The 21959-nt window shown below is 69.7% G+C and carries 23 protein-coding genes and 1 pseudogene; 11 read left to right on the top strand and 13 right to left on the bottom strand.

The features are described from left to right. Positions 1 to 435: 435 nt before the first annotated feature. Genes FRANCCI3_RS05610 through FRANCCI3_RS05640 form a run of 9 tightly spaced genes read right to left on the bottom strand, consistent with a single transcriptional unit; the run spans position 436 to position 9290 of the window. Positions 436 to 1299: a hypothetical protein gene (locus tag FRANCCI3_RS05610; RefSeq protein WP_236701472.1), complete on the bottom strand. Its 864-nt coding sequence runs from the start codon at positions 1297 to 1299 to the stop codon at positions 436 to 438. A gap of 38 nt (positions 1300 to 1337) precedes the next feature. Further along, positions 1338 to 2378, bottom strand: coding sequence for a thiopeptide-type bacteriocin biosynthesis protein (locus FRANCCI3_RS05615; protein ID WP_011435572.1), 1041 nt, complete (start codon positions 2376 to 2378; stop codon positions 1338 to 1340). Further along, on the bottom strand, positions 2360 to 3577 hold the full coding sequence (locus tag FRANCCI3_RS05620; protein WP_011435573.1) for a lanthionine synthetase C family protein: 1218 nt from the start codon (positions 3575 to 3577) through the stop codon (positions 2360 to 2362). The genes FRANCCI3_RS05615 and FRANCCI3_RS05620 overlap by 19 nt, the downstream gene beginning before the upstream one ends. Then, a complete protein-coding gene (locus tag FRANCCI3_RS05625; protein WP_011435574.1) occupies positions 3574 to 6663 on the bottom strand; it encodes a lantibiotic dehydratase in 3090 nt (1029 codons plus the stop codon). Before FRANCCI3_RS05625 ends, FRANCCI3_RS05620 begins: the two co-directional genes overlap by 4 nt. A gap of 24 nt (positions 6664 to 6687) precedes the next feature. Then, complete coding sequence (locus tag FRANCCI3_RS24210) at positions 6688 to 6858, bottom strand: FxLD family lanthipeptide (protein ID WP_023840439.1); 171 nt, start codon at positions 6856 to 6858, stop codon at positions 6688 to 6690. A gap of 48 nt (positions 6859 to 6906) precedes the next feature. Then, complete coding sequence (gene fxlM / locus FRANCCI3_RS05630; RefSeq protein ID WP_373420615.1) at positions 6907 to 8130, bottom strand: methyltransferase, FxLD system; 1224 nt, start codon at positions 8128 to 8130, stop codon at positions 6907 to 6909. A gap of 59 nt (positions 8131 to 8189) precedes the next feature. Then, positions 8190 to 8540 carry a hypothetical protein gene (locus FRANCCI3_RS27830; protein WP_023840441.1) on the bottom strand — a complete coding sequence of 117 codons (351 nt, stop codon included), beginning with the start codon at positions 8538 to 8540 and terminating at the stop codon, positions 8190 to 8192. A gap of 31 nt (positions 8541 to 8571) precedes the next feature. Beyond that, on the bottom strand, positions 8572 to 9060 hold the full coding sequence (locus FRANCCI3_RS27835; RefSeq protein WP_023840442.1) for a hypothetical protein: 489 nt from the start codon (positions 9058 to 9060) through the stop codon (positions 8572 to 8574). Continuing rightward, positions 9060 to 9290: a DUF397 domain-containing protein gene (locus tag FRANCCI3_RS05640; protein ID WP_023840443.1), complete on the bottom strand. Its 231-nt coding sequence runs from the start codon at positions 9288 to 9290 to the stop codon at positions 9060 to 9062. The genes FRANCCI3_RS27835 and FRANCCI3_RS05640 overlap by 1 nt, the downstream gene beginning before the upstream one ends. A 34-nt stretch (positions 9291 to 9324) precedes the next feature. Here FRANCCI3_RS05640 and FRANCCI3_RS05645 point away from each other — a divergent pair, with 34 nt between their 5' ends. The 3 genes from FRANCCI3_RS05645 (at position 9325) to FRANCCI3_RS05655 (ending at position 13241) form a co-directional block, all read left to right on the top strand. Then, the gene (locus FRANCCI3_RS05645; RefSeq protein WP_236701471.1) at positions 9325 to 10866 is read left to right on the top strand and encodes a hypothetical protein; all 1542 of its coding nucleotides are present in this window, start codon (positions 9325 to 9327) and stop codon (positions 10864 to 10866) included. Between the two features lie 2 nt (positions 10867 to 10868). Continuing rightward, positions 10869 to 11441 (top strand): GNAT family N-acetyltransferase, encoded by a 573-nt coding sequence (locus FRANCCI3_RS05650; protein WP_011435577.1) that lies wholly within the window; start codon positions 10869 to 10871, stop codon positions 11439 to 11441. A 903-nt stretch (positions 11442 to 12344) separates the two neighbouring features. Further along, a complete protein-coding gene (locus FRANCCI3_RS05655; protein ID WP_023840445.1) occupies positions 12345 to 13241 on the top strand; it encodes a restriction endonuclease in 897 nt (298 codons plus the stop codon). A gap of 337 nt (positions 13242 to 13578) precedes the next feature. On the opposite strand, the gene FRANCCI3_RS05660 is transcribed toward FRANCCI3_RS05655, so the two are convergent. Further along, positions 13579 to 13908 (bottom strand): hypothetical protein, encoded by a 330-nt coding sequence (locus FRANCCI3_RS05660; RefSeq protein ID WP_035730000.1) that lies wholly within the window; start codon positions 13906 to 13908, stop codon positions 13579 to 13581. 507 nt (positions 13909 to 14415) lie between these two features. Between FRANCCI3_RS05660 and FRANCCI3_RS05665 the strand changes: the two genes are divergently transcribed. Next, entirely contained in the window at positions 14416 to 14964 is a 549-nt protein-coding gene (locus FRANCCI3_RS05665) for an HD domain-containing protein (protein WP_011435580.1), read from the top strand. On the opposite strand, the gene FRANCCI3_RS05670 is transcribed toward FRANCCI3_RS05665, so the two are convergent. Next, positions 14952 to 15422 (bottom strand): NUDIX hydrolase, encoded by a 471-nt coding sequence (locus tag FRANCCI3_RS05670; RefSeq protein WP_011435581.1) that lies wholly within the window; start codon positions 15420 to 15422, stop codon positions 14952 to 14954. The genes FRANCCI3_RS05665 and FRANCCI3_RS05670 overlap by 13 nt on opposite strands. A gap of 5 nt (positions 15423 to 15427) precedes the next feature. Further along, positions 15428 to 16216, bottom strand: a complete 789-nt coding sequence (locus tag FRANCCI3_RS05675; RefSeq protein WP_232234883.1) for a helix-turn-helix domain-containing protein — start codon at positions 16214 to 16216, stop codon at positions 15428 to 15430. A 291-nt stretch (positions 16217 to 16507) separates the two neighbouring features. On the opposite strand from FRANCCI3_RS05675, the gene FRANCCI3_RS25545 reads away from it, so the two are divergent. Beyond that, a complete protein-coding gene (locus FRANCCI3_RS25545) occupies positions 16508 to 16783 on the top strand; it encodes a hypothetical protein (RefSeq protein WP_011435583.1) in 276 nt (91 codons plus the stop codon). Then, on the top strand, positions 16774 to 17271 hold the full coding sequence (locus FRANCCI3_RS25550) for a hypothetical protein (RefSeq protein ID WP_011435584.1): 498 nt from the start codon (positions 16774 to 16776) through the stop codon (positions 17269 to 17271). Before FRANCCI3_RS25545 ends, FRANCCI3_RS25550 begins: the two co-directional genes overlap by 10 nt. 47 nt (positions 17272 to 17318) lie before the next feature. Here the strand turns inward: FRANCCI3_RS25550 and FRANCCI3_RS05690 are convergent, their stop codons facing one another. After that, the gene (locus FRANCCI3_RS05690) at positions 17319 to 17807 is read right to left on the bottom strand and encodes a helix-turn-helix domain-containing protein (RefSeq protein WP_011435585.1); all 489 of its coding nucleotides are present in this window, start codon (positions 17805 to 17807) and stop codon (positions 17319 to 17321) included. A 184-nt stretch (positions 17808 to 17991) separates the two neighbouring features. Here FRANCCI3_RS05690 and FRANCCI3_RS05695 point away from each other — a divergent pair, with 184 nt between their 5' ends. From FRANCCI3_RS05695 to FRANCCI3_RS05715, 5 genes and pseudogenes are all read left to right on the top strand, one after another. Beyond that, positions 17992 to 18396 carry a hypothetical protein gene (locus FRANCCI3_RS05695; protein ID WP_011435586.1) on the top strand — a complete coding sequence of 135 codons (405 nt, stop codon included), beginning with the start codon at positions 17992 to 17994 and terminating at the stop codon, positions 18394 to 18396. Next, positions 18393 to 18719 (top strand): hypothetical protein, encoded by a 327-nt coding sequence (locus FRANCCI3_RS05700; RefSeq protein WP_011435587.1) that lies wholly within the window; start codon positions 18393 to 18395, stop codon positions 18717 to 18719. Before FRANCCI3_RS05695 ends, FRANCCI3_RS05700 begins: the two co-directional genes overlap by 4 nt. A gap of 117 nt (positions 18720 to 18836) precedes the next feature. Beyond that, positions 18837 to 20119: pseudogene (locus FRANCCI3_RS05705) on the top strand (FtsK/SpoIIIE domain-containing protein); the annotation flags it as partial. Positions 20120 to 20133: 14 nt separating this feature from the next. Continuing rightward, the gene (locus FRANCCI3_RS05710; RefSeq protein WP_011435589.1) at positions 20134 to 20433 is read left to right on the top strand and encodes a hypothetical protein; all 300 of its coding nucleotides are present in this window, start codon (positions 20134 to 20136) and stop codon (positions 20431 to 20433) included. 248 nt (positions 20434 to 20681) lie between these two features. Further along, positions 20682 to 21950 (top strand): tyrosine-type recombinase/integrase, encoded by a 1269-nt coding sequence (locus FRANCCI3_RS05715; RefSeq protein ID WP_011435590.1) that lies wholly within the window; start codon positions 20682 to 20684, stop codon positions 21948 to 21950. The last annotated feature ends 9 nt before the right edge of the window (positions 21951 to 21959 follow it).

Below are 21959 nucleotides of genomic sequence, written 5' to 3' on the forward strand. Positions count from 1 at the left end.
CCGAGTGGAACATTCGAACTTCGCGGGCTCGGCGGACAGGTTGAGCTCGCCGGACCGGGCAAGCTTGGGACGACGAGCCATCGTGGGTTGCGGAGGCTGTCCGGAGCGCAGCCACGGGGCAGATAGACCAGGGCCGTAGAGATCTGACGGTGATCTGACAGATGTTGCATACACAACAACAGTCAGATCGCCGTCAGGTCATTTTCGGCCCTGTGAGACCCTCCGTTGAATTGGCTTGCAGTCTCCGCCGGGTGTGGGGCAGCTGCACGTCCGGGCGCAGCGGCGATGAGAGCGTTCGTGGGCCTGTTCTGGCCAGTCCCGGGGTCCAGCGCCGTCTACCACCGCGCACAGGCGTAGGGGCAGGTGCCTTTGCCCCAACGCATGCCCGGAGCGCTGCCCAGCGGAGCTGTTTCCGAGCGTGGCCGTCTGCGCGGGTCATGTCTGTCCTGGCCTCGTGGCTGCGCCTTCTTGCTGGCGGGGTATGCCGCGGCGAAGAAGATGTGTGGCGCGTATGCGCAATAACCCCGCATGATCGATATCGAGGCCGGTCCCGGAGTGGACGGTGTCGAGTAGCTCGGCGATGACGGCCAGTTCGGCGTACCGGCCGCTCTCTGTGGAGAGTGCGTCTGCGAAACGCGCCTGAACCTGTGCGGCGAGCGTTGGCATGAACAGGCTGTGGCAGTAGAGGGTGGCGGCGTCATAGCCGGCGGGTGCCAGGCCCCAGCCTTCCCAGTCGAGCATGCAGAGGGTGGGGCCGCAGAGGTTGGCCCAGTGCAGGTCTCCGTGCGCGGTTACCCACGGTGCGGGCGAGGTGGTGGTGATCGGTTCGCCGAGAATCCTTGGCATGACGTCGTCGAGGTAGGACTGCTCGATGGTGCGCCGGTCGGTGGAGACCGTGGCGAGGATGCGGAAGGAACGGCGCAGTGCCTGGAACCATTGCCCTTTCGGTGAGTCGGTGAGCCGCCGCGGCACGGTCGTGACGGCGAGAGGTCGGACGTGGACGCGGTCGTATAGCTCGGCGCGGTAGTCCCAGCCGTCGTGGTGATGGTCGTGGATCGCGCGTAGCGCTGGGCGTGGGATGGATGCTGGCAGCGCCTGCTGTGCGGTGCGTCCGCCGTCCCAGAACGTGGTGATCTGCTGTCCGGCTTCGGTGGCGGCGATCCGTAGCCAGCCTGGGCTGTCGGGGGTCATTACCGGTCGGCCGAGGGTTCGTCCGGCGAAGCCCCACGCTTCCTCAGCCTGGGTCCGGTCGACCGTGACCCGGAGGGCGGCGCTGGCGCGCTCGTGCGCTGCGCGCATGCGGGTGACGGTGTCTGCGTCGTTCGGCGGCGGCCACATCAGCGTGCCTGCGGCGTTAGCGCTTCGGGGAGTGCGGGAGCGCGGAGGATTGTCTCGCGCGCTGTGGCGGCGAGTACGCCCTGGGTCTCGGCATTCAGGCCGAGGCGGTTCCAGTGGAAGATCACATGGTGGCCGAGGACGTCGCGTAGCCCGCGGCGCAGGGTCCCGGCGTATGCGGCCTGGCCAAGGGCCCGACCGGCATTGTGAAAGGCGCTGGCCCAGATTCCCAGGTTGGCCAGCGGTCGGTCCGCGCCGAACAGGTCGCCTGCCGGGTCGGTGTCGGTGGTCAGCAGCCTGCGTAGAGCGGTGGCCAGCCGTTGAATTTCAGCAGCGGTGGGTGATGTTGCTGGTGGAGGGCGTAGGCGGCTGACACGGTTGAAGACGTCGCCGCGTTCGTACCAGTCCAGGCCCGCGGTGCGCAGCAGCGTGCCGATCAACAGCATCGACAGTTCGCGGCGGCCGAGAGTCGGCGGGGTCCTGCTGGTGATCTCGCTGTGGATGCGGTCGAGGACGTGCCCGCTGTCAGCGGTGAACAGCCGGTGCGCGACGTCGGTGCCGACCTCGCCGCCGAGGGCGTACTCCTCCGGCTCGTAGATCCCTTCCGCCCAGGTGGGGATCGTTCCGGCCGCGGTCAGGTCGTCGAAGGCGGAGCGGAGGGTGGCACGAAGATCCGCCACAGATTGGCCACTGGCTGGAGAGAGCCGTAGCCGCCAGTCGGGCGACTTGCGCACGAACCACCAGGAGGCGACAGCGCCGGCGGCTTGGGCGTGGCGTAGGACAGGTGCCAGGTGGGTGGCTGCGACGGTCTCTGCGTCCGCTGGCTCGGGAAACGTGACACGCACCTGGAACCAGGCAGCACCTTGGACTGCGAGCGCGGCGCGACCTGCCGCCTGGTAGGTGGCGACAGCTGCGGCGAGCTGGTCGGGAGGCAAGGCGGCATGGGCTGCCGCAGTGGGTAGCGGGATGCCGGCCAGCACCGCGAGTACGGCCTGTTCGGTGCCGATGTCTCGGCTGGGGACGGTCAGTGGATCAGCAGGCATCTGTCCCATCCGGTGGCCGGTGCGCCGGTGGCGACGCTGTGGAGGACGAGGGCGATGCCGGCGTCTCCTTCGAGGAGCCCATCAGCCCGCCCGCTGCTCGAAAGGGCGCAGAGCAGGAGGGAAGCGGCGAGTGTCGGCAGGTGGCGGCTGAGGGTCTCGGTGGTGGCGTCGGCGGCGGCGCGGGCGACGGTTTGGTAGAGGCCTGCCCATCCGTGGCACAGTCCGGCTTCGGTGAGGTGGGCGAGTTGGGTGGAGTCGGTGAGGCAGGCTGCGAGTGCCTGTTCGGCGGCGTTCTGGCGGGTGGTGTCACCGGTGGCGATGCCGGCGAGTTGGAGGGCGCGGGCGATTCCGGGGGTGCCATAGCACCAGCTCGGACGGGCGGGGCCGGGCTGGGCCGGTCTCGCGGCCTGCTGATCGGCACGGGTGATCCACTGTGGCCAGGACGGACCGCTGGGGGAGTCGTGGCGCCATTGGTCATAGAAGGCGCACAGCGCGTTGATGGCGTTGGTCTGGCCGTGGACGCGTATCCCGGCGCGTGTGGCGAGCGAGAGCAGGGCCAGTGGGCCGGCGGCGCCGTGGGCCATGCCGAGGTTGGCGTGTCCACCGGCGAATTCGGCAGTGTTGCCCTGGGACGGGTCGTGGCTGCACCACCAGCCGGGGAGTTCCTCTCCGTCGAGGTTGAGAGGTGTGGTGAGGCGGACGAGGTAGGTGAGGATGCGGCCGAGGGCGTCGTCGCCGGGGGTGTGGGCGAGGAGGTGGGCGCCAATGCCGGTGAGCCCGCTGATGACGTCGTACTCGGTGAACCGTCCCGGTTCCCCCTGGTCGATGCGGGCGTTGGCGGCGTCGACGAGGCGGTGGGCGATGGTGGCGACGGCCTGATCGAGCGCGGTGCGGGCGGCGGTGTAGCGGCGGGTCTGCCCGGCTGCGATGTGAACGGCGAAGGCGACCGCCGGGGCGCCGGCGTAGAGCGAGCTGTTCATCGCCACGCTGAGGTGGCCGGAGATGGCTGCGGTCAGCCACGCCTGGACGGGCTCCCAGCGCTCGGCGCTGGCGTGCGCTCGCTCGGCGTGCAGGAGGGCGATGCCGGCCGCTCCGTCGGCGAGCGACTGCGCAGTCTGCCCGAGTTCTCTGGGGGATGGGACGGTGAGGCGGGTGGCAAGGCTTGCTGCGGTGGCGGCGGCCTGATCGCAGGCGATCATGAGACGGTCGCTTCCGTGGTCGCGAGGGCGCGTGCGGCTGTGGCTCGGGCGAGGGCGATGCAGGTCTGTTCGGCGGCGGGGTTCAGGCCGAGGGTTCGGACGACGTGCAGGTGCAGCAGCGAGGCCAAGGCCTGGTCAGGCGGGCGCTGCGCGGCGAGGGCGTCGCGGTAGGCGGCCAGTGCTGTGGCCCGCGGCTGCCAGGCGGACAGCACGGCGTCCGCCCCGGGAACGGCCCGCAGATGAGCGAAGCTATCTGCGGGGTTGGCCAGGTGCAACGTGGTGGTGCGTTCCGCCCGTGGGACGCGGGCAGGCTCGTGGGGCAGCACGTCACGAAGCCACCGCATGCCGGTGGACAACGCGCCGGTGAAGGCGATGGCCATATCGACCAGGCCGGCGACGGTGAGCGCTCCGACGGACAGGCGGGCGCTGGCGGCGAGACGGCGGGCGGCGAGGGCAGCGGCGGAGTCGGCGGAGAAGACGCCTTCGGCGGCGGTCATCGCCGGGCCATAGCCGTAGCGGCCGGTCTCCGGTTGGTAGGTGTCGAGGTGAAGGTGCGACAGCAGTCCGGCCTCGCGCTGTACCGCAGCCCAGGTTCCCAGCCGCGTGGCCGCCAGCCCGTAGCCGCCAGGTTCGTTGACGGCGAGGCGTAGCCGCAGGTGGGGCTCGGTGTCCCGGTACGGCAGGAACCACCACGCGGGCGGGTCGGGCCACGCGTCCAAGAGGTCGTGGAGGCGGGCGAGGAGATCGGTGGCCCGGTCGGGGTGGCCGTAGAGCCGGGCCGACAGCCACGGCGACACACCGGGTAGCTGGGCATCCGACCGAGCAGCGGGCACGGTTGCCGCGAGGCGCTCCGGTGCCGGCCCCGGCAGGGGTGCGGCGGTGGTGGCCAGCGGGATGACCAGTTCGTGGGCGTGGCCGGCGAGCCAGCCGAAGGCTTCTGGAGCGGCGTCCTCGTCGAGCCGGGCGGAGCCGTGCCGGTGCAGGTGATCGCGTAGCAGGGCGAGATGGGCGTCGACGTGCAGATCGAGGCGCAATCGGTTGTCGGTCTCGACGAGCTGGACCCGCGTGGGCACTGGGATCGTGCCGCCCCAGCGGGCCAGCGCCTCGCGCCATTCCTGCGCCGACTCGGCGCGGCTGGGCAGGTCGGCAGCTGTGAGATTCCAGTGGGCCGGGGCGAGCACGGTGCGCCGATGGACGAGTCGGGGAAGGAACGGCAGCCCACCGGCAGCGCCCCAGGAGAAGGGGATGGAGACGGCGACGCGGGCGGTGGGTAGCTCGCACAGGAACCGTGTCAGCGGGTGGGTGTGGTACTGGAACTCCACTGCGTGCGCGGCGGACGGCTCGACGAGACGCCGGTCGGGCAGCGACACCAGATACAGCCCCTCAGCGTCGGCACCGACAGCCAGATCGGCTGGACGCAGCACGCACGGACCGGCGTCGTGATGCTCGGCAAGCGTGATCACCGTGTCGGTGAGCCGCGGTGATCGGGCCACGCCGACGGTGGCTGCGGGAAGCGGCGGACAGGACACCTGCGCGGCTGTCGCGCCGGCCCGCATGGTGGGTAGGGCGGCGTAGATGTCGCGGAACCGGTCGAAGGACGCGGGGTCGAGCAGGTGCAGGAAGCGGCCAGTGGTGGTTGCGGCGGCGCGTCCGCCTCCGGTCACACGCAGGGTGAACAGGCCGCGGGACAAGGCCGGCAGGTCGTTGGCGTGGACCTCGGCGATGAGTTCGGCGTGCGGTGGAACCCGGTCCGGTGCGGTGTCGCCGGCCAGAGCCGCGATGGCGGCGTCGCCGAGGCGTGCCTCGAGCGCGCCGTCCAGGGCCGCCCGCTGCGTGAGGGCGGCCAGGCGCTGATCGCGGGCCGCGTTCCCGCGGGGGCGGTGGGAGCGTGTGGAGCCGCGGAAGGTGGCGGGCAGACCGAGGCCGGTGTCAGGGTTGACGGCTTCCAGCAGTGGGACGAGGGCGGCGGGACCGTAGCGTTCCAGGAAGGCTTCGTGCCAGTCCGCCCACTCCGGGGGAACGGCGGTCGGCCCTGTGAGCCGGGCGAGCGCCCGAGCGGCGGCCCCAGCCTCCTCGGCGACAGCCGCCGGCAGGACCACGTCCGCGTTCAACACGAGGCCTACGTCGAGGTCCGGGTCAGCGCTGGGAACAACGCGCCGTTGAAGCGTCTCTGCCTGCGTGCGCAGCGTGCGACGGTGCGAGGCGGAGCGCGTGTTGTCGTGGTGGGCGAGCAGGTCTTGTAGGTCGCGGATCACGTTGAGACGGCCGGCGAGTGGGGGCAGGTCGTCAATCCGGGCTGCGGCCAGCTGGTCGGCGACTTCACTGAGTGGATCGGTGATGGTTGTCGCCGGGCGTAGGGGCGTGTGCAGGAACCGGCGGCGGACCAACTCGATCACCATAGTCTCGATCTGGCCGGCGGCGGGAGCGGGTTTGTCGGCGGCGAGGCGAGCGACCAGCTCGGGGACGGGCAGCGAGCTGACCGCGTGGAGCAACGCCGCCTCCACAGCCCGGGTGCGGCGCACCGACACCTCGACCACCGACTCCGGCCCGGCGTCGTCGCCGGACCGGGCGACAGGGCCGATGAACAGTCGGTCGCCTCGGGCGACTGGTATTCCGTCGGCGGTGACCGGCAGCCGTCGCAGCAGCGTGTCGAACGCTTCCAGGTCGTCGGCGAGCGCGGCGAGCCAGGCGCCGCCCGGCCGGGCGTGAACCCGATGGTCGTCGCCGAGCCGGACGCGGGCCCGCGGGCCGAAATCCGCGGGCCCGACACCGGCGAACAGGCCGAATGGAGTGGCGCGCCCGGTCATCCGCAGTACGTAGCGGGCTGTCGCAGTGACAGCCCGCCGGGCGGTCCGCCGATCGTGGCACTGCCCGTCGAAGACCGACGCGACCCGCGCGGCCAGCGACGGGCTGGCGAGCCTCATCGCGTCGGCGAACACGGGCCGTGCCCAGATGTCCCGCAGCCAATCCGTCCAGCCGGCTACGGCGCCGTCGGTGGTGTCGTCGAGGTCTGGCCATGGGGGCAGGTCGACATCGGTGGGGACCACGGCCATCCGTAGCAGCGGAACGTCAAGGCTGCGGTACATCACGCACCTCTCAGCGGCGGAGGTTCAGTTCTGCTTGCAGCTGGTGCAGGCCGACGAGCAGGTCTTGCCGCAGTTGTCGCTGGTGGAGCGCAGCAGCTCGGGGATGACGGGTCCGCCGTCGACGATCTCGACGTCTAGGTCGTAGTCGCCGGCGAGGGGGAGCGGGGCCGGGGCGGTTGTGTGGGCAGGAGTCATGGCGATGCCTTTCCTTCGGAAGGGGTGGTGAACGCGTCGCTGTGTTGGTCAGGACCAGCTCAGGACGACGATGCGGTGGCGCTTGGCGATCACCCGGCCGGGCGGAAGTGCCTCTGCCGGAGTTGTGGCCGGCCAGACGCTGATCGTGGCCGGCGACGCGTCGCGGTGGGTTCGGTTCCAGGCCTGGACCTGCGTGACGACCAGGCCGGCGAGGCGGGCGGCGTCGGGCCCGTGGGCGTAGGCGCCGAACTCGTAGGTGTCGTCGCCGTCCTCGACCTTTCGCAGGGTGAGGTAGGCGAAGCTGTCCGCTTCCACGGCGGTGGGCGTGCCGATCGGGGAGACGGGGTCGACGAGCTCTCGAGCGGTCGGGGAACGGGCGCGGGAGAGCAAGCCGTAGTCGTCGAGGCTGCTGGCAAGCCACAGCAGCAGCCCGTCGAACGGTTCCATCCCGCCGAACCGCACTCCCGACCACGCCTCGACCCGCGGGGCGAGTAGCGCGGCCCGCAGTGCGGCGGCGTCGAGTTCGGGAGCCTGCTCGTCGAACCGCAGGCCCACGTCGGCATCGTGAAGCTGGACGAGGCGTTCGGGATGGGCGCCGTCGCCGCGCACGGGCACGAAGCCGGCCATCTGATGGTCGAGACTGACCAGAACGCCGTCGCGGGGGGTGAGCGCGACCGTCCGGCTCAGCCCCCGCATCCGCAGGGGAACGACGATCCGGCCGTCTGGGGCGAGCTGATCGGTCCAGGCGGGTGGGATGTCCCAGGCGCCCGCGGTGACGATGATCCGGTCGTAGGGCGCGTGCTCGGGGACGCCGTGCTCGGCGTCGGCCAGCACGACGTGGACCTGGTCGTAGCCTGCCGCTGCGAGGCAGTGGTGGGCTCGTTCGGTGACGTCGGCGTCGATGTCCATGGTCGTCACCGCACCGGTCGGGCCGACGAGTTCCGCGATCAGGGCGGCGTTGTAGCCCCCGGAGCCGACTTCGAGGACCCGCATGCCGGGGCTGATCCCGGCCTGTTCGAGCATCGTGGCCTGCAGCCAGGGAGCGGAGACCGAGCTGACGGTGATGCCGTGCTGGTCCTGCTTGGTCCGCACGATGTCGTCGGCGTAGGCGTCCTGGAGCGACACCTCGGGAGCGAACAGGTGCCGCGGCACCGCGCGGAACGCGGCCTCGACCTCCTTCGTTTTGATCGAACCCGCCGCGACGAGGTCATCCACGAGGCGGGCCCGCAGATCCTCAGGCGCGTGCTTCCCCGTCGGCTCCGGGCGGTCGATGATGCCCGTGCGCGTCGCTCAACACCGTTCTCCTCTCGCGATCGTCGGATGGTGGGGTCTCAGCCCCAGGTGATCAGGAGCTGGGCTGATGGTTTCGTGAGGAGCCGTCCGGCCGGCGCCGAGGCGCGGCCGGCATCGGTGGGGTAGACGCGGATGGTGGGGTCCGGGCCACCGCGCCGCTCGGCGTCCCACACGCGGACGTCGTGGGTGAGCAGGTCCGCGAGCCGGTACCGGTCGGGGCCGTACGCGACAACCCCGATCTCCACGCCGGTCCCGCCCGTCGGGGTGAAGGCCAGGAAGGCGAGGCTGTCGTCCGACCAGCAGGCAGACACCCCGGCCGACGCATCCGCAGGCAGTTCGGCTCCTGCGGATGCGTCGGTGCCGTGGAGCCGGCCGTAGGTGGGCTGCACGGTGGCCAGCCACAGGTCCAGGCTCGGCAGGTCATCTGCGGAGCCGGTCGTAGGGGGCGCGGAGCGGGAACCCGAAGTACCCGTCGTTGATCAGTGCCGTGACGTCGGTGTAGCCGGCTTTGTCCAGGCAGGCGTGGGTGCGGTGGACTACGGACTGGTCGATGTCGATGGTGGTGACGTGGCCGGTTGGCCCAGTCAGCTCAGCCAGCAGCGCCGCGGTGTAGCCACCGGAACCGATCTCCAGGATCCGCTGGCCGGGTTCGACCCGGAGCTGCTCGAGCGTCGCCGCGACGGTGGAGGGCCGCGACACCGCGCTGAGCGGTGCCCCGTAGACATCCCATTTCGTGACGACGGCGTCGTCCTTGTAGGCCTCCTCGGTGCCGGCGTCGGGCAGGAACAGGTCCCGGGGCACGGCCCTCAACGCGGCTACGACCGGGGCGGAGACGGGCTCCTTCGCCAGGACAAGGTCGACCATGGCCGTGTGCAGCAGCGCGATCGACGCCTGCGTGGAAGCAGGCATCACGCCACCTCGCCGAGCAGGTCGTCGTACTCGCCCCGCTTGACCGCACGGACGAAGTCCCCGAACGCGCCGGGGGTGGTCCGCACCGACGGGCCCAGACTCGACCTGATCAACACACGGTGCCCGTCGAGGGCGACTTCGACGGCATCGGGCACCGTCGGGTCGAGCGTGGACGGGCGCCGCCATCGTGGGACGGCCGGGACAGGCATGCCGGTGGGCGCAACAGACACGGGTTCCTCGAAACGATGCGATCGGTGTGGACGGGTGGAGCCCGCCGAACCCGGGCCGCACGACTCGGCCCAGGCCCGGCGGGAGCAGAAGCGGCGACACGACACGACCCGGGGTTCATCCGCCCTGAGCTGGTGGAACGGACGGGACCGGATCGGCGTGTTCACCGCGCGCAGCACCCATGACACACTGCGCCCAAACGGAGCAACAGAACGCAACGGCTCGTTGCGTGCATGCAACAGCTCGTTGCACCCACCTGCGAAGGCGTCGACGGGGAGGCCGAAGGTGCAAGCTGGTCAGCGAAACGACGCACTCGCCAACCTGGCCGATCTGCTGCGGACACTGCGTGATCAGCATCGGACCAACAACAGCCGGCTCGAAGCCCGCACCGGCTTCAAACGCCAGCAGATCTCTCGGGCCGTCAACGGCCAGGAGATCCCGTCCGCGGACCTCGCGGACGCGCTGGACACGGCGTTGGCCGCAGCGGGAGCCATCCGGCGATTGCGGGACGAAGCTGTCAGGGAGAAGCGGGCCCGGGACCTGGGGCTCGACCCGAGCAGGCAGGAGGAACCCGTGGACGCCAACCGTCGGCAGGCGTTCGAACTCGCCGCCGCGAGCCTCGTCGCCGCCCAGATGTACCGGGAGTGGACCTCGTCCGCCCCCGATGTGCTGACCCTCGACGAGATCGACGACGCGATCAACGCGCACACCGTCGCGTTCACCGTCGAACCGCACCAGCGGCTCGCGCCGAAGGTGTGGAAGACGTGGAAGTCGGCGCACCACCACCTGATGAACGGCAGTGGCCGGGCCCGCCCGCAGACCAGGCTCACCGTCGCCGCCGGCTACGCCTCCTACATGCTGTCGCGGCTGTCGTTCAACCTCGGAGACACCCTGGCTTCGCGCCGGTTCATCCGCCTCGCCGAAGACCACGCGAGCCAGACCGACGACGTGGTGCTGACCGCGTCGGTCGGGGAGATGGTGACGACGCTGGCGTTCTACGGCCGCCGCTACCAGGAAGCCGCCGTCTCGGCTCGGAAGACCGCGGTCGTGGCGGACAACCCGTACACCCGGGCCCGGATCGCCAGCTACGAGGCGCGGGCCCTTGGCGCGCTCGGCGACGTCGAGGGCACCCGGGCGGCGTTGAACCGGATGCGCACGTCGGTCACGGACCTGCCGCTGCAGCCCGGGATCAGCCCGTTCGGCCCGGCCGCCGCCGAGATGATGTACGCCGGGGTCCTGACCCGGATCGGCGGTGGCGTCGAGGCCGAGCCGATAGCCCGAGCCGCGCTCGCCGCCTACGAAGGAGGCCAGGCGGGCGGGTTCGAGGACTACGGCCACGCGCTGCTCGCGCTCGCGGCCAGCCTCACCGCCCGCGAACAGCCCGAGATCGACGAAGCCGCGACCATGGCCGGGAAGGTCGTCGACATGCTCGACACCCGGCCCACCGCCTCGGTCTCCGACCGGGTCGCAGAGATCGCCATAGCGTTCACCGGCCACCCCACCGTCGAACCCGTCCGTGACTTCTGGGACCGCTGGCAGGCACGCCCCCGCCTCGAACTGACCACGGGCCAGGCGTGACCATGACCCTCCACTACGGAACCCCGACCGTCGTCACCATCCCCACCGTGCTCACCGAACGGCTGGTGCTGCGCGGCTGGAAGGTCGTCGACCTCGACCCGTACGCGGCGATGAACGCGGACCCGGAGACGATGCGCTACCTGGACGGCACGTTCGACCGGGCCGGCACCGAGCGGCTGGTCACCCATCTGATCGGCATGTGGGCGATCCGCGGGCACGGCATGTGGGCGGTCGAGGACCGGGCCAGCGGGGAGTTCCTCGGCCGCGCCGGCACCTACTTCGCCCAGGGCTGGCCAGGCGTGGAGGTCGCGGTGTCGATCCGCCGCGACCGCTGGGGCCAAGGCCTGGGCACCGAAGCGATCACGGCGGCGCTCGACTTCGGGTTCGCCCACCTCGACGTCGACGAGCTGATCACCGCAACGCATCAGGAGAACGCGGGCATGAACATGATTGCCCGCAAGCTCGGGATGACCTTCCGTGAGATCGCCGACGTCGGCCCGTGGAAGGCGAACAACGTCCACGCGATCAGCCGTGCCTCCTGGGCCGCCAACCGACCCGAGGAGAGCAAAGGCTGACTTGCCCGCGGAACAGCTTCGTTGATCTCTGCGTCAGAGCGTCGCTGCTGTCATGGCGGTCGCGCCTGGCAGGGACAGCGCAGCGGTCCCGGCCGATGCGGTGCGCGGTGATGTTCATTTCCGTGAGCGAAACTACGTCTTCATCCTGATAAGTCGCAAAGGCCGGATAGGTCGGTTATGCCCGCCGGAGGGGGTTGCGGGCCCGCGACCTGCGAGAACAGCGTCGCCGAACGTCTCGTCCCTGGCTTTGAAGGCCTGTTCCGGGACGAATTGCGGGGGCGTGGGCGGGCTTGTCCCGGACGGCGGCATGGAGCTACGGTCGTATCCGCCCCCTTGACCGCCGGACACCGACCCGCTAGCGGGCGGCCGGTTCGGTGGGAGACGGGGTGGTGGTAGCAGCGAGGCGCTGGGACGCGTTTCCGGTCCACAGGACTGGTGACGGAGCGAGAGGGTGTCGCTGTGAGTCGGGTGGCTTGCGAGCCGCGCCCGGGAGATGGTGTCAACGTCCGCGGTCGTTGCTACAGCGGTAGCTACACCTGGCGGGACTCCCGACCGTCCGATTACAAGATCGGTACCATCCGTCCGTGCGCGTTCGCGAAAGCCTATACAGGCTGCTTGACGACCTGGCCACCTCGGCCTCCATCCGCTGACGTCCGTCGTTGTTCGCTGGCCCGGCTGTGTAGATGCCCATACCGCCGCCACTTCTCAGGAGTGGGCTGCGCTCCGCTGTCTCCACGAGTGCAGTGGCGTTCACGTTCGCTTGTGCCCGCAACGTCAGTCCCCAACTCCCGGCCTGGGAACGGACGCGGGCCATGCCGAGACGGTCGCCACCCCGCGCGTACAGGGGAAGTCGCGCGACGTTCTAAGATCGTGTTATGCGAGTATCGGGGAGGGGTGCGCCGGGTGACGAGCCCTGACGTCGGTGTGCCGACATACGATCAGCTGCTCTGGCCGACGATCAACGCACTGCGCGATCTTGGAGGGTCCGGCGCGATCTCGGAGATTAATGAACGAGTCATCGAGCTGGAGAAGTTTAGCCCAGAGCAGCAAGATCAGCTACATGGAGACGGGCCGCGGACGGAGATCGAGTATCGGTTGGCCTGGGCTCGTACCTATCTGAAGATGATGGGCTTGACCGACAATAGCAGTCGTGGCGTTTGGACGTTGTCGGAACCAGGGCGCTCCGTTGACAGGGCAGATATTCCCAAGATCCATGCTGAAGCCAAGCGTGCTTGGGCCGCTGAACGTGCCGAGAAGGCGCGCAAGCCGGCCGATTCAGAACCCAAGGCCACCTACGAACAGGCGACGTCGGACGACGGAGAAAAAGACCAGGAAATCGCCTGGAAAGAGGAATTGCTCGAAGCGGTGATGGCGATGCCGCCCGACGCATTCGAGCGCCTTGCTCGCCGGCTCCTCCGGGAGGCCGGGTTTATCAGCGTCAATGTCACCGGCGGCACCGGCGATGGTGGCATCGATGGGCTGGGAATCTACCGTCTCTCGCTCGTCAGCTTCCCGGTATTCTTCCAATGTAAGCGGTACAAGGGAAGTGTTTCTCCGAGCGCTGTCCGAGATTTCCGGGGGGCGATGGCGGGCAGGGGAGATAAAGGGCTTCTGATCACGACGGGATCGTTCACCTCTGCCGCTCAAAAGGAGGCAACCCGCGACGGCGCTCCTCCGGTTGATCTGATCGACGGGGATAGACTCTGTGACCTCCTTCGTGAATACAACCTTGGAGTCAAGGTGGAGATCGTCCAGCACGAAAAGGCCATAGTTAACCGAAGATTCTTTGACGACATTTGAATTGAACTCGCAGAAAGCCGGCAGTCTGCGCTAACATCCGGCTCGTCCGTCGGCTCTGGATGGCGAAGTGAGTAACCCGCGGATAAGAGATCTTCGGTGGTTCGTCTGCCGGTGTCCGTGGTCGTCCGCCGGTGCCGGTCACAGGCTCGGTCTCGTCCGCCGAGTCCGTGACCGTCCGCCGGTGCCGGTCACAGGCTCGGTCTCGTCCGCCGAGTCCGTGACCGTCCGCTGGTGTTCGCGGGCTTGGCTGCCACTCTGGCTGCCGTCCACTGCGGCCTGCTCCCTGACGGATGGAGGAAGTGCGCCCAAAAGAGCGCGGCCATCTCGGCAGCATCGACTACGGCAGCAGCATCTCCTCCTGGGGGTCGTAGCAGACCAGACGCATTGATGCCGCGAGTTCGGCTGTGTAGGCGGACACCTCCTCGGCCATGCTCCACACGACGCAGAGGTAGAGGAATGGCCCGGACGGCTGGGGTGTGACCGACCACGGGGCGGTGTCGTCATCCGGCCACCGGTGCGTCAAAGCCTCACAGTAGGCGGCGATGAGGTCCGTGGCGGGCGTCTCCGGGTCGTCGTCGTAGCGCTGGAACATCTCGTTGAACGCGGACCCTGCGGCCAGATTGTCTGCTGGTCGCTCGCCTTCCCAGCTCACAAGATCGAAACTCACGGGAGCAGTCTGCCATCTGGGTACGACATGTCAGGCCAAGGGCGGTGCCGCCCTCTGTAGGCGTCTAACGGCGTGGTGCGATCGGAAGCAACCTGGTCGAAGCCAAAACGATCTCGAATGGTGACCGCAGACAGGCTCGTCGCTGGCAGGCCGGGCGGGTCGGGCTGTCGGAGGAGCGAAGCGCCCTGGCACTGGTGATGGGGCTGTCGGCTGGCGTGCCCTCTGCTCGTTTTTTGCGGCTGCCCACCGGCGTGCGCGACGAACGTCCGCAGAACCGCGTTCCGTGCCCCGGCTGGTTCACCCCACGCTGACGACCGGCGCCCTTCGTCGAACGCCTCGGATGGTCTACGCGGTGCGGGGTGCGACGGGCCCGGCGAGCACGGCCGCCAGGCCGCGCGCAGGCGGTCGCGCGGCGCGGCCCGCACCGCGACTTGATCCTAACTCGGGTAATTCGGCAGTCTCGGGCTCTCGCTGACGGGCTGGTGGTGCTCGCCGTACCGTGATCGGGTGGAGGTAGCGGTTGCTGAGCGGTTGGCGAGCGAGCTGCTGACCCCGTTGGGGGATCGGTGGCGGCATGTGCAGGCCGTGGCGGCGGCTGCTTGGGAGGTGTCCGCGGCCGTCGATCCGGAGGAGCGTGACCTGCTCGTCGCGGCGGCCTGGCTGCATGACATCGGGTACGCCCCGCCGATCGGTCACCTACGGTTCCACCCCGTGGACGGCGCCCGGTTCCTCGAATCCCACGATGCGCCGAAGCGGCTGTGCGCGCTGGTCGCGCATCACTCGTGTGCCCGGTATGAAGCCGAGGAGCGGGGGCTGACGGCGGAGCTCTCCGCGTGGGAGCTGGAGGTGTCGCCGGTGATGGACGCGCTGTGCGCCGCGGATATGACGACGGGGCCACAGGGCCAGCGGTTCACCTTCGACGAACGGATCGCGGAGATCCTGTCCCGCTACGGCGACGGCTCGATCGTCCACCGGTCGGTCACCCGGGCTCGGGCGGACCTGCAAGCCACCGTGGAACGCACGACCGCACGGCTCGTGGCGGTTCAGCCGAGGTAGGGCGTGGCCCGGTTCTCCAGGTAGTGATCGATGCGGAGGCGCATCGATGGGTGGATGTTCAGCCCGTCCAGGTCCTCGGGCGCGACGAACTTGACCTCCTTCGTCTCGCTCGAGGTGCGTAGCTCTCCGCCAAGATTGCGGGTGGTGAAGCAGAGCGAGAACTGCTGGCGGACCTCGCCGTCGTCGTAGGCCAGGACATGCCGGGGGTTGGTGTAGACCCCGATGAGTCCGGTCACCTCGATGTCGATGCCGGTCTCTTCCTTGGTCTCGCGGACGGCGGCGTCGGTGATGGACTCGCCGAGGTCCATGCCGCCGCCGGGCAGGGCCCACAGGTTGTTGTCGGTCTTGTGGACCATGAGGATCCGCCCGGCCTCGTCGGTGACCACGGCGGTGACGGACGGGACGACGCTGTTCGCCTTGGGGGCGTTCGGGTCGTTGAAGTAGTCGATCCGTGCCAAGAGGGTCAGGCTCCTTCGGTGGTGGCCCAGATGCGTTCGAAGCTGGCGGCGTAGTGGTCGAAGAGTCCGCCGGGCTGGGCGCGTAGGTGCATGACGGGGGAGTGCGCGGCGGGGGCGCCGTAGACGTGGGTGTTCACCAGCATGTCGCCGTCGAAACGGTAGATGGAGTTGTAGAGCGTGGTGGCGTGTAGCCGCAGCTCGATTCCGGGCGCGTCGCGCAACGATGCCAGGTAGGTGAGGGTGATCCGGGTTCGGGCGGCGAGTCCGTCACCGATGCCCTCCTCGTCGCCTCGCAGGGCGACGGCGGGGGAGTCCGGGTCCCCCAGGGCGTAGCGGATGTTCACGCCTTCGGCGCCTTTGCGGCGGAGAACGGCGGTGAAGTCGGCGTGCCCGTCGGGGAGGAACAGGCCAGCGATGACGAGGACGTCGACCTGGTGACGCGCACCGGCGAACAGCGTCCGCCACAGCTCGGCGGGAACGGCGGCGCGGCTGGGGTAGACGCGCACGACATCGCTCGGCACGTCCGCGGCCGGCGACCCGGGCTCGGTCCGGGGCTCGGGGACGGCGCCCGGTCTTTCGGCAAGCCCGATGCGTCCGCGGGGGATGCCGATGCCGTCGGCGATGCGCTCGAAGATCTCCAGGCTCGTGACCTGGCGGCGGCCGTTCATGATGTCGCTGACGTGGGACTGCGGCAGGCCGCACACGGCGGCTATCTGCGTCTGGGTGGCGCCGGTCCACTGGCGGTAGATCTTGAAGACGGTGCCGATGTCGCGGCGGGCGAGTGCGTCGGCCATCTCGGGTCGCTCCCAGAGTCCCGGCGGGGTCTGGGGTAACGGACGACGGACGGACACCATGGCGGCCTCCGGACGGTAGGTGCTCCGACCGTCTGTCCTCGATCGGGCGCGCAGAGCATATCCGGTCTCCGTATAGATCGGAAGTCTCGGTGTATACGGCCGGCGGCCTTCCGTGACCGGCTGTCCGGTTGGACGGTGGGCGGGCGTCGGTTCCGCTGCGCGACGGACACCTGTTGCGGGCCGGTTCCGGCGCTTTGTCGCACGCCACCGACCAGTGGAGGACGGATCGTGATGTTCGACAGGGGGAGTGGAGGTGACCCGGGTCCGCCGCTGTTCGGCATCGTCCGCTTCGAGCCGGGCGGGGACCGCCGGGTACGGGACACGGTCATCACCTTCCCCGGGGCGACAGCGGCGGATCTGTTCGCGATCGAACAGGGCTGGCACGACTACCAGGTCACCTCGCTCCGCTTCTTCGTCCACGACGTGCGGCCGGCGGCCGTCGACTGGACGAGGTATAGGTCCGATGATCTGGCGGCGCGCTTCGCGGACCGTCGGCGGTGGCCGTGAGTGCGGCGGCCCGGTCGGGTCCGTTCCTTCCGCCGGTGCCCGCGGCCGGTGACGGCGCCGGTGGTGCGGGGGAGATGCTGTCGGCGGTCGTGATGATGCCGTGGGGGCCGGACGAGTGGGCGCTCGTCGTCCAGCCGGGCTCGGACTCGGCGGATCTCATGCGGGCCGTGTCCCGGATGCCGGGCGGGTTGAAGTACTCCGAATCGTTCGGCGATGTCGACGTGGTGCTCGTCTACCGGCTGCCGGATGGCGACAGTGCGGCGGCGGGAGTCGGGGGCGAGGATCCGGGCCCGTCCCGGCGGGGATGCGGAGGTGCGGCCGTGCGGACGGCGCTCGCCCTGGGCCTGACCCGGCCCGACTCGCGGTGGATGACCCGTGGGGAGCGGGCGGCCTTCCGGGCGGGGCAGGCCGAAGCCTTCGAAGCGGTCCGCCGGACCGTGCTCGACGCGATCGGAGTACCGGTGGCCAGCACCACAGCGCCGGGCTGATTGACTCGGCGACGTTCCGGACCTCGACGGGCCGGCTCGGGCGGGAACTACTCCGCCGGGGTCGGCCCGTCGTCGTTGCCTCGGGCGCGGCCGGGCTGGGTCGCTCCGGCTGCTCCGGCGGGCGCGATGCGCTCCGAGAGGTCGGCGAGACGCTGTTCGATCCGGAGCAGGACGGCGAGAATCTGCCGGTCGGTGCCGGTTCCTGCCCCTCCTCGGCCCGCGCGGCGGCCTGATGTCGCTGCTGCCGGCTGCTCCGGCTGCTTGCCGGGAACGAGCACGCGGACCAGGTGGTCGTCCGGCCAGTCCAGGGCGCGGGCGATGGCGGCCAGCGTGGCGTCCTGGACCCGGCGGCCGTGGGCTCCGCGCTGGAGTTGGCGAAGCGTCGCGACGGACACGCCGGATGCGGTGGCGAGTGCTTGCTGTCCCATCCGCTTCTGGTTCATCCTGGCGTTGAGGGCGTCGGCGACAGCCTGCCAGTTCTCACCCTCGACCTTGCCTCGCGCCGTGTACGGCGGAACCCCCCGTTCGCTTGTCACTCGTCAAAGATAACGTTGTCGTGGAAACGCATTCTAGACGGTCACCGGATAATTTCCATCCGCACTCCGTATACATAGATACGAAAGCGCTTGGCGATCGGTTCGTGAGCGGTTCAGAGTAGGTGCTGCCCGACAGAAACCGGACTTCCGGTGGCGGGGCTGACCCTACGGAGGTAGACGGACTATGGCGATACCGCGACGCATTCCGGTGCGTTTCGAGGACGTGTTCCCGGCGGGGGCGTTCGTCCTCGGCGTGGAGGCGGCGAACGACTACGACAAGGTAAAGGCGAACGCTCCCGATCCACAGGAGCGCGACCCGAACACCGGCGAGCGGGTCTGGGCGGTCCGCGTGCTGGACCCCGACCCGGCGGCCCGGCAGGCGGAGCTGAAGGTGAAGGTCGCCGCCGCGGTGCAGCCGGTCCTGCCGGAGGCGATGCCGGGCACGCCGTTCCGGCCGGTGCAGTTCGAGGGGCTGACGATCACACCGTGGGTGGACATCAACGGGAAGTTCCCCAAGCAGGGGTACGCCCTGCGCGCGGTGGGCCTGCGGCAGGTCGGCCCGCTGCGGCGGACGGGGGCGGCGGCGTGAGCGGCGAGCCGAAGCAGTCGTACGCGACGCTCGGCCTGTCCGTCGGCGCGGACTGGTTGGTGACCTGCCACACCTACCCCGACCGCGCGCCGATCCTGGTCGTGGACGCGGGGCGGGTGAGCCTGAGCGTGTCGGCGCTGGGGCGGGAACCGGACGCCCGGCATGTCGACTTCGCGTACAAGCTGCTCGCGGCGGTCAACGACTACCTGATCGCCTACGAGAAGTTCCAGTTCGAATCCCAGGAAGCCACGGAATCCGCCGAAGCGGCGGCGGTGGCGGTAGCGGCTCCGGCTGACGACATGGCCGGGCCGCGCGCCGCGTAGTTTTCCCGCCGGTCGTCGGCATCACGAGGAAACGAATTCCCGTTTCTCGCCTTTCCCTCTTCGTTCGTCAATCCCGTCGGTCTGTGTTTCGTGCGCTCGAAAACAGGTGGTATTGCCATGTCCAGAATCAACGGTGACCAGCGATTCCCGCGGGTTCCCTCGCGGGTCGACAAGGTGCGCGTGCCGGTGTGGATGCTGCTGGTGGCGGTGGCCGGCAAGCTGCTGTGGCTGGCGCGCGGGGCTGCTGGCGTCACCGCGTCGCCGTGGCGTTCGTGGTCGGCCTGCTTCTGGTGGTGAACCGGGTGGGGCTCGTCGGCCTGGCCGTGCTCGTCGCGGCCTTGGTCCTGGTGGCGGTCGCGTGGTGGCGGGTGCATCCGCGGTCCTTCGGGCCAGTGGCCTGGTGGGTGTGGGGACGGGCGCGGCTGACGTTCGTCTACCGGTGGCGCTGGAAGCCGGCGATGGTGCACACCGACCTGGCGATCCGCATGCCGACGTCGACCGGTGATCAGGTGACGTTCGACGAGTACTTCCCGCGGATTCGGAAGATCCGTTCGTCGCGGTCGGTGGACGTGCTGCGGGTGGAGCTGCTGCCGGGGCAGACCCCTGCGGAGTGGGCGGAGCAGGCCGAAGCCTTGCGGCACGTGTTCCGGGCTCGGCGCTGCCAGGTGCGGGCGGAGACGTTTCGGTTCGTCCGGGTCTCCTTCCACCATCGGGATCCGCTGACCCGGCCGGTCACTCCGCCGGACCTGGACGACACCACCGATCCGGACGACTCCGCCGACGATGCCGGCTCTGACCCTGCCGGCTCTGACCCTTCCGGAGCTGTTCCCTCCGCTCTCGTCCGCCGTGGCGGGCGTGCGTCGCGGCTGCTCGCCGGGCTGTCGGCGGTGCCCGTCGGACGGTGCGAGGACGGCCGTCCCTGGACGTTGCCGGTCCGGGGAACTCACGTGCTCGTCGCGGGGGCGACCGGGGCGGGTAAAGGCTCGGTGCTGTGGTCGCTCGTCCGCGGTCTCGGTCCGGCGGTGCGGGCGGGGCTGGTGGAGCTGTGGGTGTGCGACCCGAAGGGCGGGATGGAACTGGCGTTCGGGGAGCCGCTGTTCGCCCGGTTCGCGACCGACACCGACGCGATCGCGGATCTCCTCGACGACGCGGTGAGCGTCATGCGGGACCGGACCTTCCGGCTCGCGGGAACCACCCGGCTGCACGTCCCGACGGTCGGTGAGCCGCTGATCGTCGTGGTGGTCGATGAGATCGCTTCCCTGACGGCGTATGTGACCGACCGGGAGGTGAAGAAGCGGATCGGGGCGGCGTTGCCGCTGCTGCTTTCCCAGGGTCGGGCGCCCGGGGTTGTGGTGGTGGCGGTGCAGGACCCGCGTAAGGAGGTGTTGCCGCTCCGGGAAAGGAGAGAAGTCCTGTGAACATCTTCTCGTCTGGCAACTTCGGCGCGTGGCGCACCCCCGGCGGAGACTCCCCGCTCGTCGCGACCCACAAGACCAACACCGGTGACCACGAGCTGACGATCCGGCCCGGCGCGGACGTCGGCGACCTGGCGGCGATCCTCGCGAACCTTCCCGCGGATGCCTTCTTCACCGAGCACTACGGCGACGTGAACGCGGTGCTCGTGTTCCGCCAGGTGCCTGGACTTCCGGCAATGGTCCCGGCGAACGGAAATCCATCGACGGATCCGGCGGCGGCGAACATCAGCCGTCCGTAACGGCAGTCCTGCCTGCTCTAACCACATTTTTCTTCCGTTCTCTGGTGGCGTTTCAAGCTGTCAGGGTGTCGGACGGGTCCAGGGTCGGCCGAAGGCCGATCGCGTAGCGACGCCGTAGGCGCCCTGGACGCGGCCGGCGCCCCGGCAGACCATTCCAACGCCAGAGAACGGAACGCCACCGGAACCGGGCAACGTCGCCCGCGGCCGGCGTGAACCTGTCCCGTTCTTCCGGCAAGGAGAAGTCACCCATGCCCAGTACCACCCCCGGCTCGTCGAACGGCCGGCGCAAGGAGCGCAGGAAGCGCGCCAACGGCCAGGGCTCCATCTACCAGCGCGGAGACGGCCTGTGGGTCGGCGCGGCCTACGTCCTGATGCCTGACGGGACGACCAAGCGGCGGCCGGTCTACGGCAAGTCGGAAGAGATCGTCCGCGGCAAGCTCACGGAGCTTCAGGCCAACTCGGATCAGGGCATTCCGGCGGACGCCACCGGATGGACCGTCGAACGCTTCCTGACGGTCTGGCTCGCGCAGACGGTGAAGCCGAACCGTCAGCCGAACACCTATGTCACCTATGAGAAGGCGGTTCGGCTGTACCTCATCCCGGGGCTCGGGAAGAAGCGGCTGAACAGGCTGAGCGGTGCGGACGTCCGGCAGTTCATCCGGCGGACGGAAACCACCTGCCGGTGCTGCGAAATGGGCAGGGACAAGGCGCGGCCGGAACAGGAACGGCGCTGCTGCGCGGTCGGCCAGTGCTGCAACCGCCGTCCATCGAAGCGTCAGGTTCAGGTCGTGCATGCCGTGCTCCGCAACGCGCTCCAGGCGGCGGTGCGCGAGGAACTGATCCGACGGAACGTGGCGAAGCTCGTCCAGGTCTCGACCCCTCGTTACAACGTCGACCGGGGTCTGACCGTCGAGCAGGCACACCGGCTTCTCGATGAAGCTGCCGGCAATCGGCTGTATGCGCTGCTGGTCCTGGCGCTGTTCCTCGGGATGCGCCGCGGGGAGCTGCTCGGGCTCCAGTGGTCGGACATCGACACCGACCGGGAGACGCTGACGATTCGGCACACGCTCCAGCGGGTCGGCGGGGAGCTGCGGCTGCTGCCGCCGAAGACGGAGGACTCGGAGCGCACGCTGTCGCTCCTGGGCCTGGTGGCCGACGCACTCACCGAGCATCGCAAGCTCCAGCAGGCGGAACGGGACGCGGCCGGCGACCGCTGGGTGACGACGGACCACGTCTTCACCACGAAGATCGGAACGGCGATCGAACCGGACAACCTGCGCCGCTTCTGGATGCCGCTGCGTCAGGCGGCCGGGCTCGACGGGGTCGTGTTCCACGGGCTGCGGCACACCTGCGTGACGCTGCTCCTGGACCTCGGCGTGCCGCCGCACATCGTCCGTGACATCGCGGGCCACTCGGCGATCGAGGTGACGATGACGATCTACGCGCACGCCTCGATGGGGGAGAAGCGGCGGGCTCTGGGCCGGCTCGACGGCCACCTGACCGGGCCCCGACCCTGACTCGTTGCT

Source organism: Frankia casuarinae, assembly GCF_000013345.1.
GTDB lineage: Bacteria > Actinomycetota > Actinomycetes > Frankiales > Frankiaceae > Frankia > Frankia casuarinae.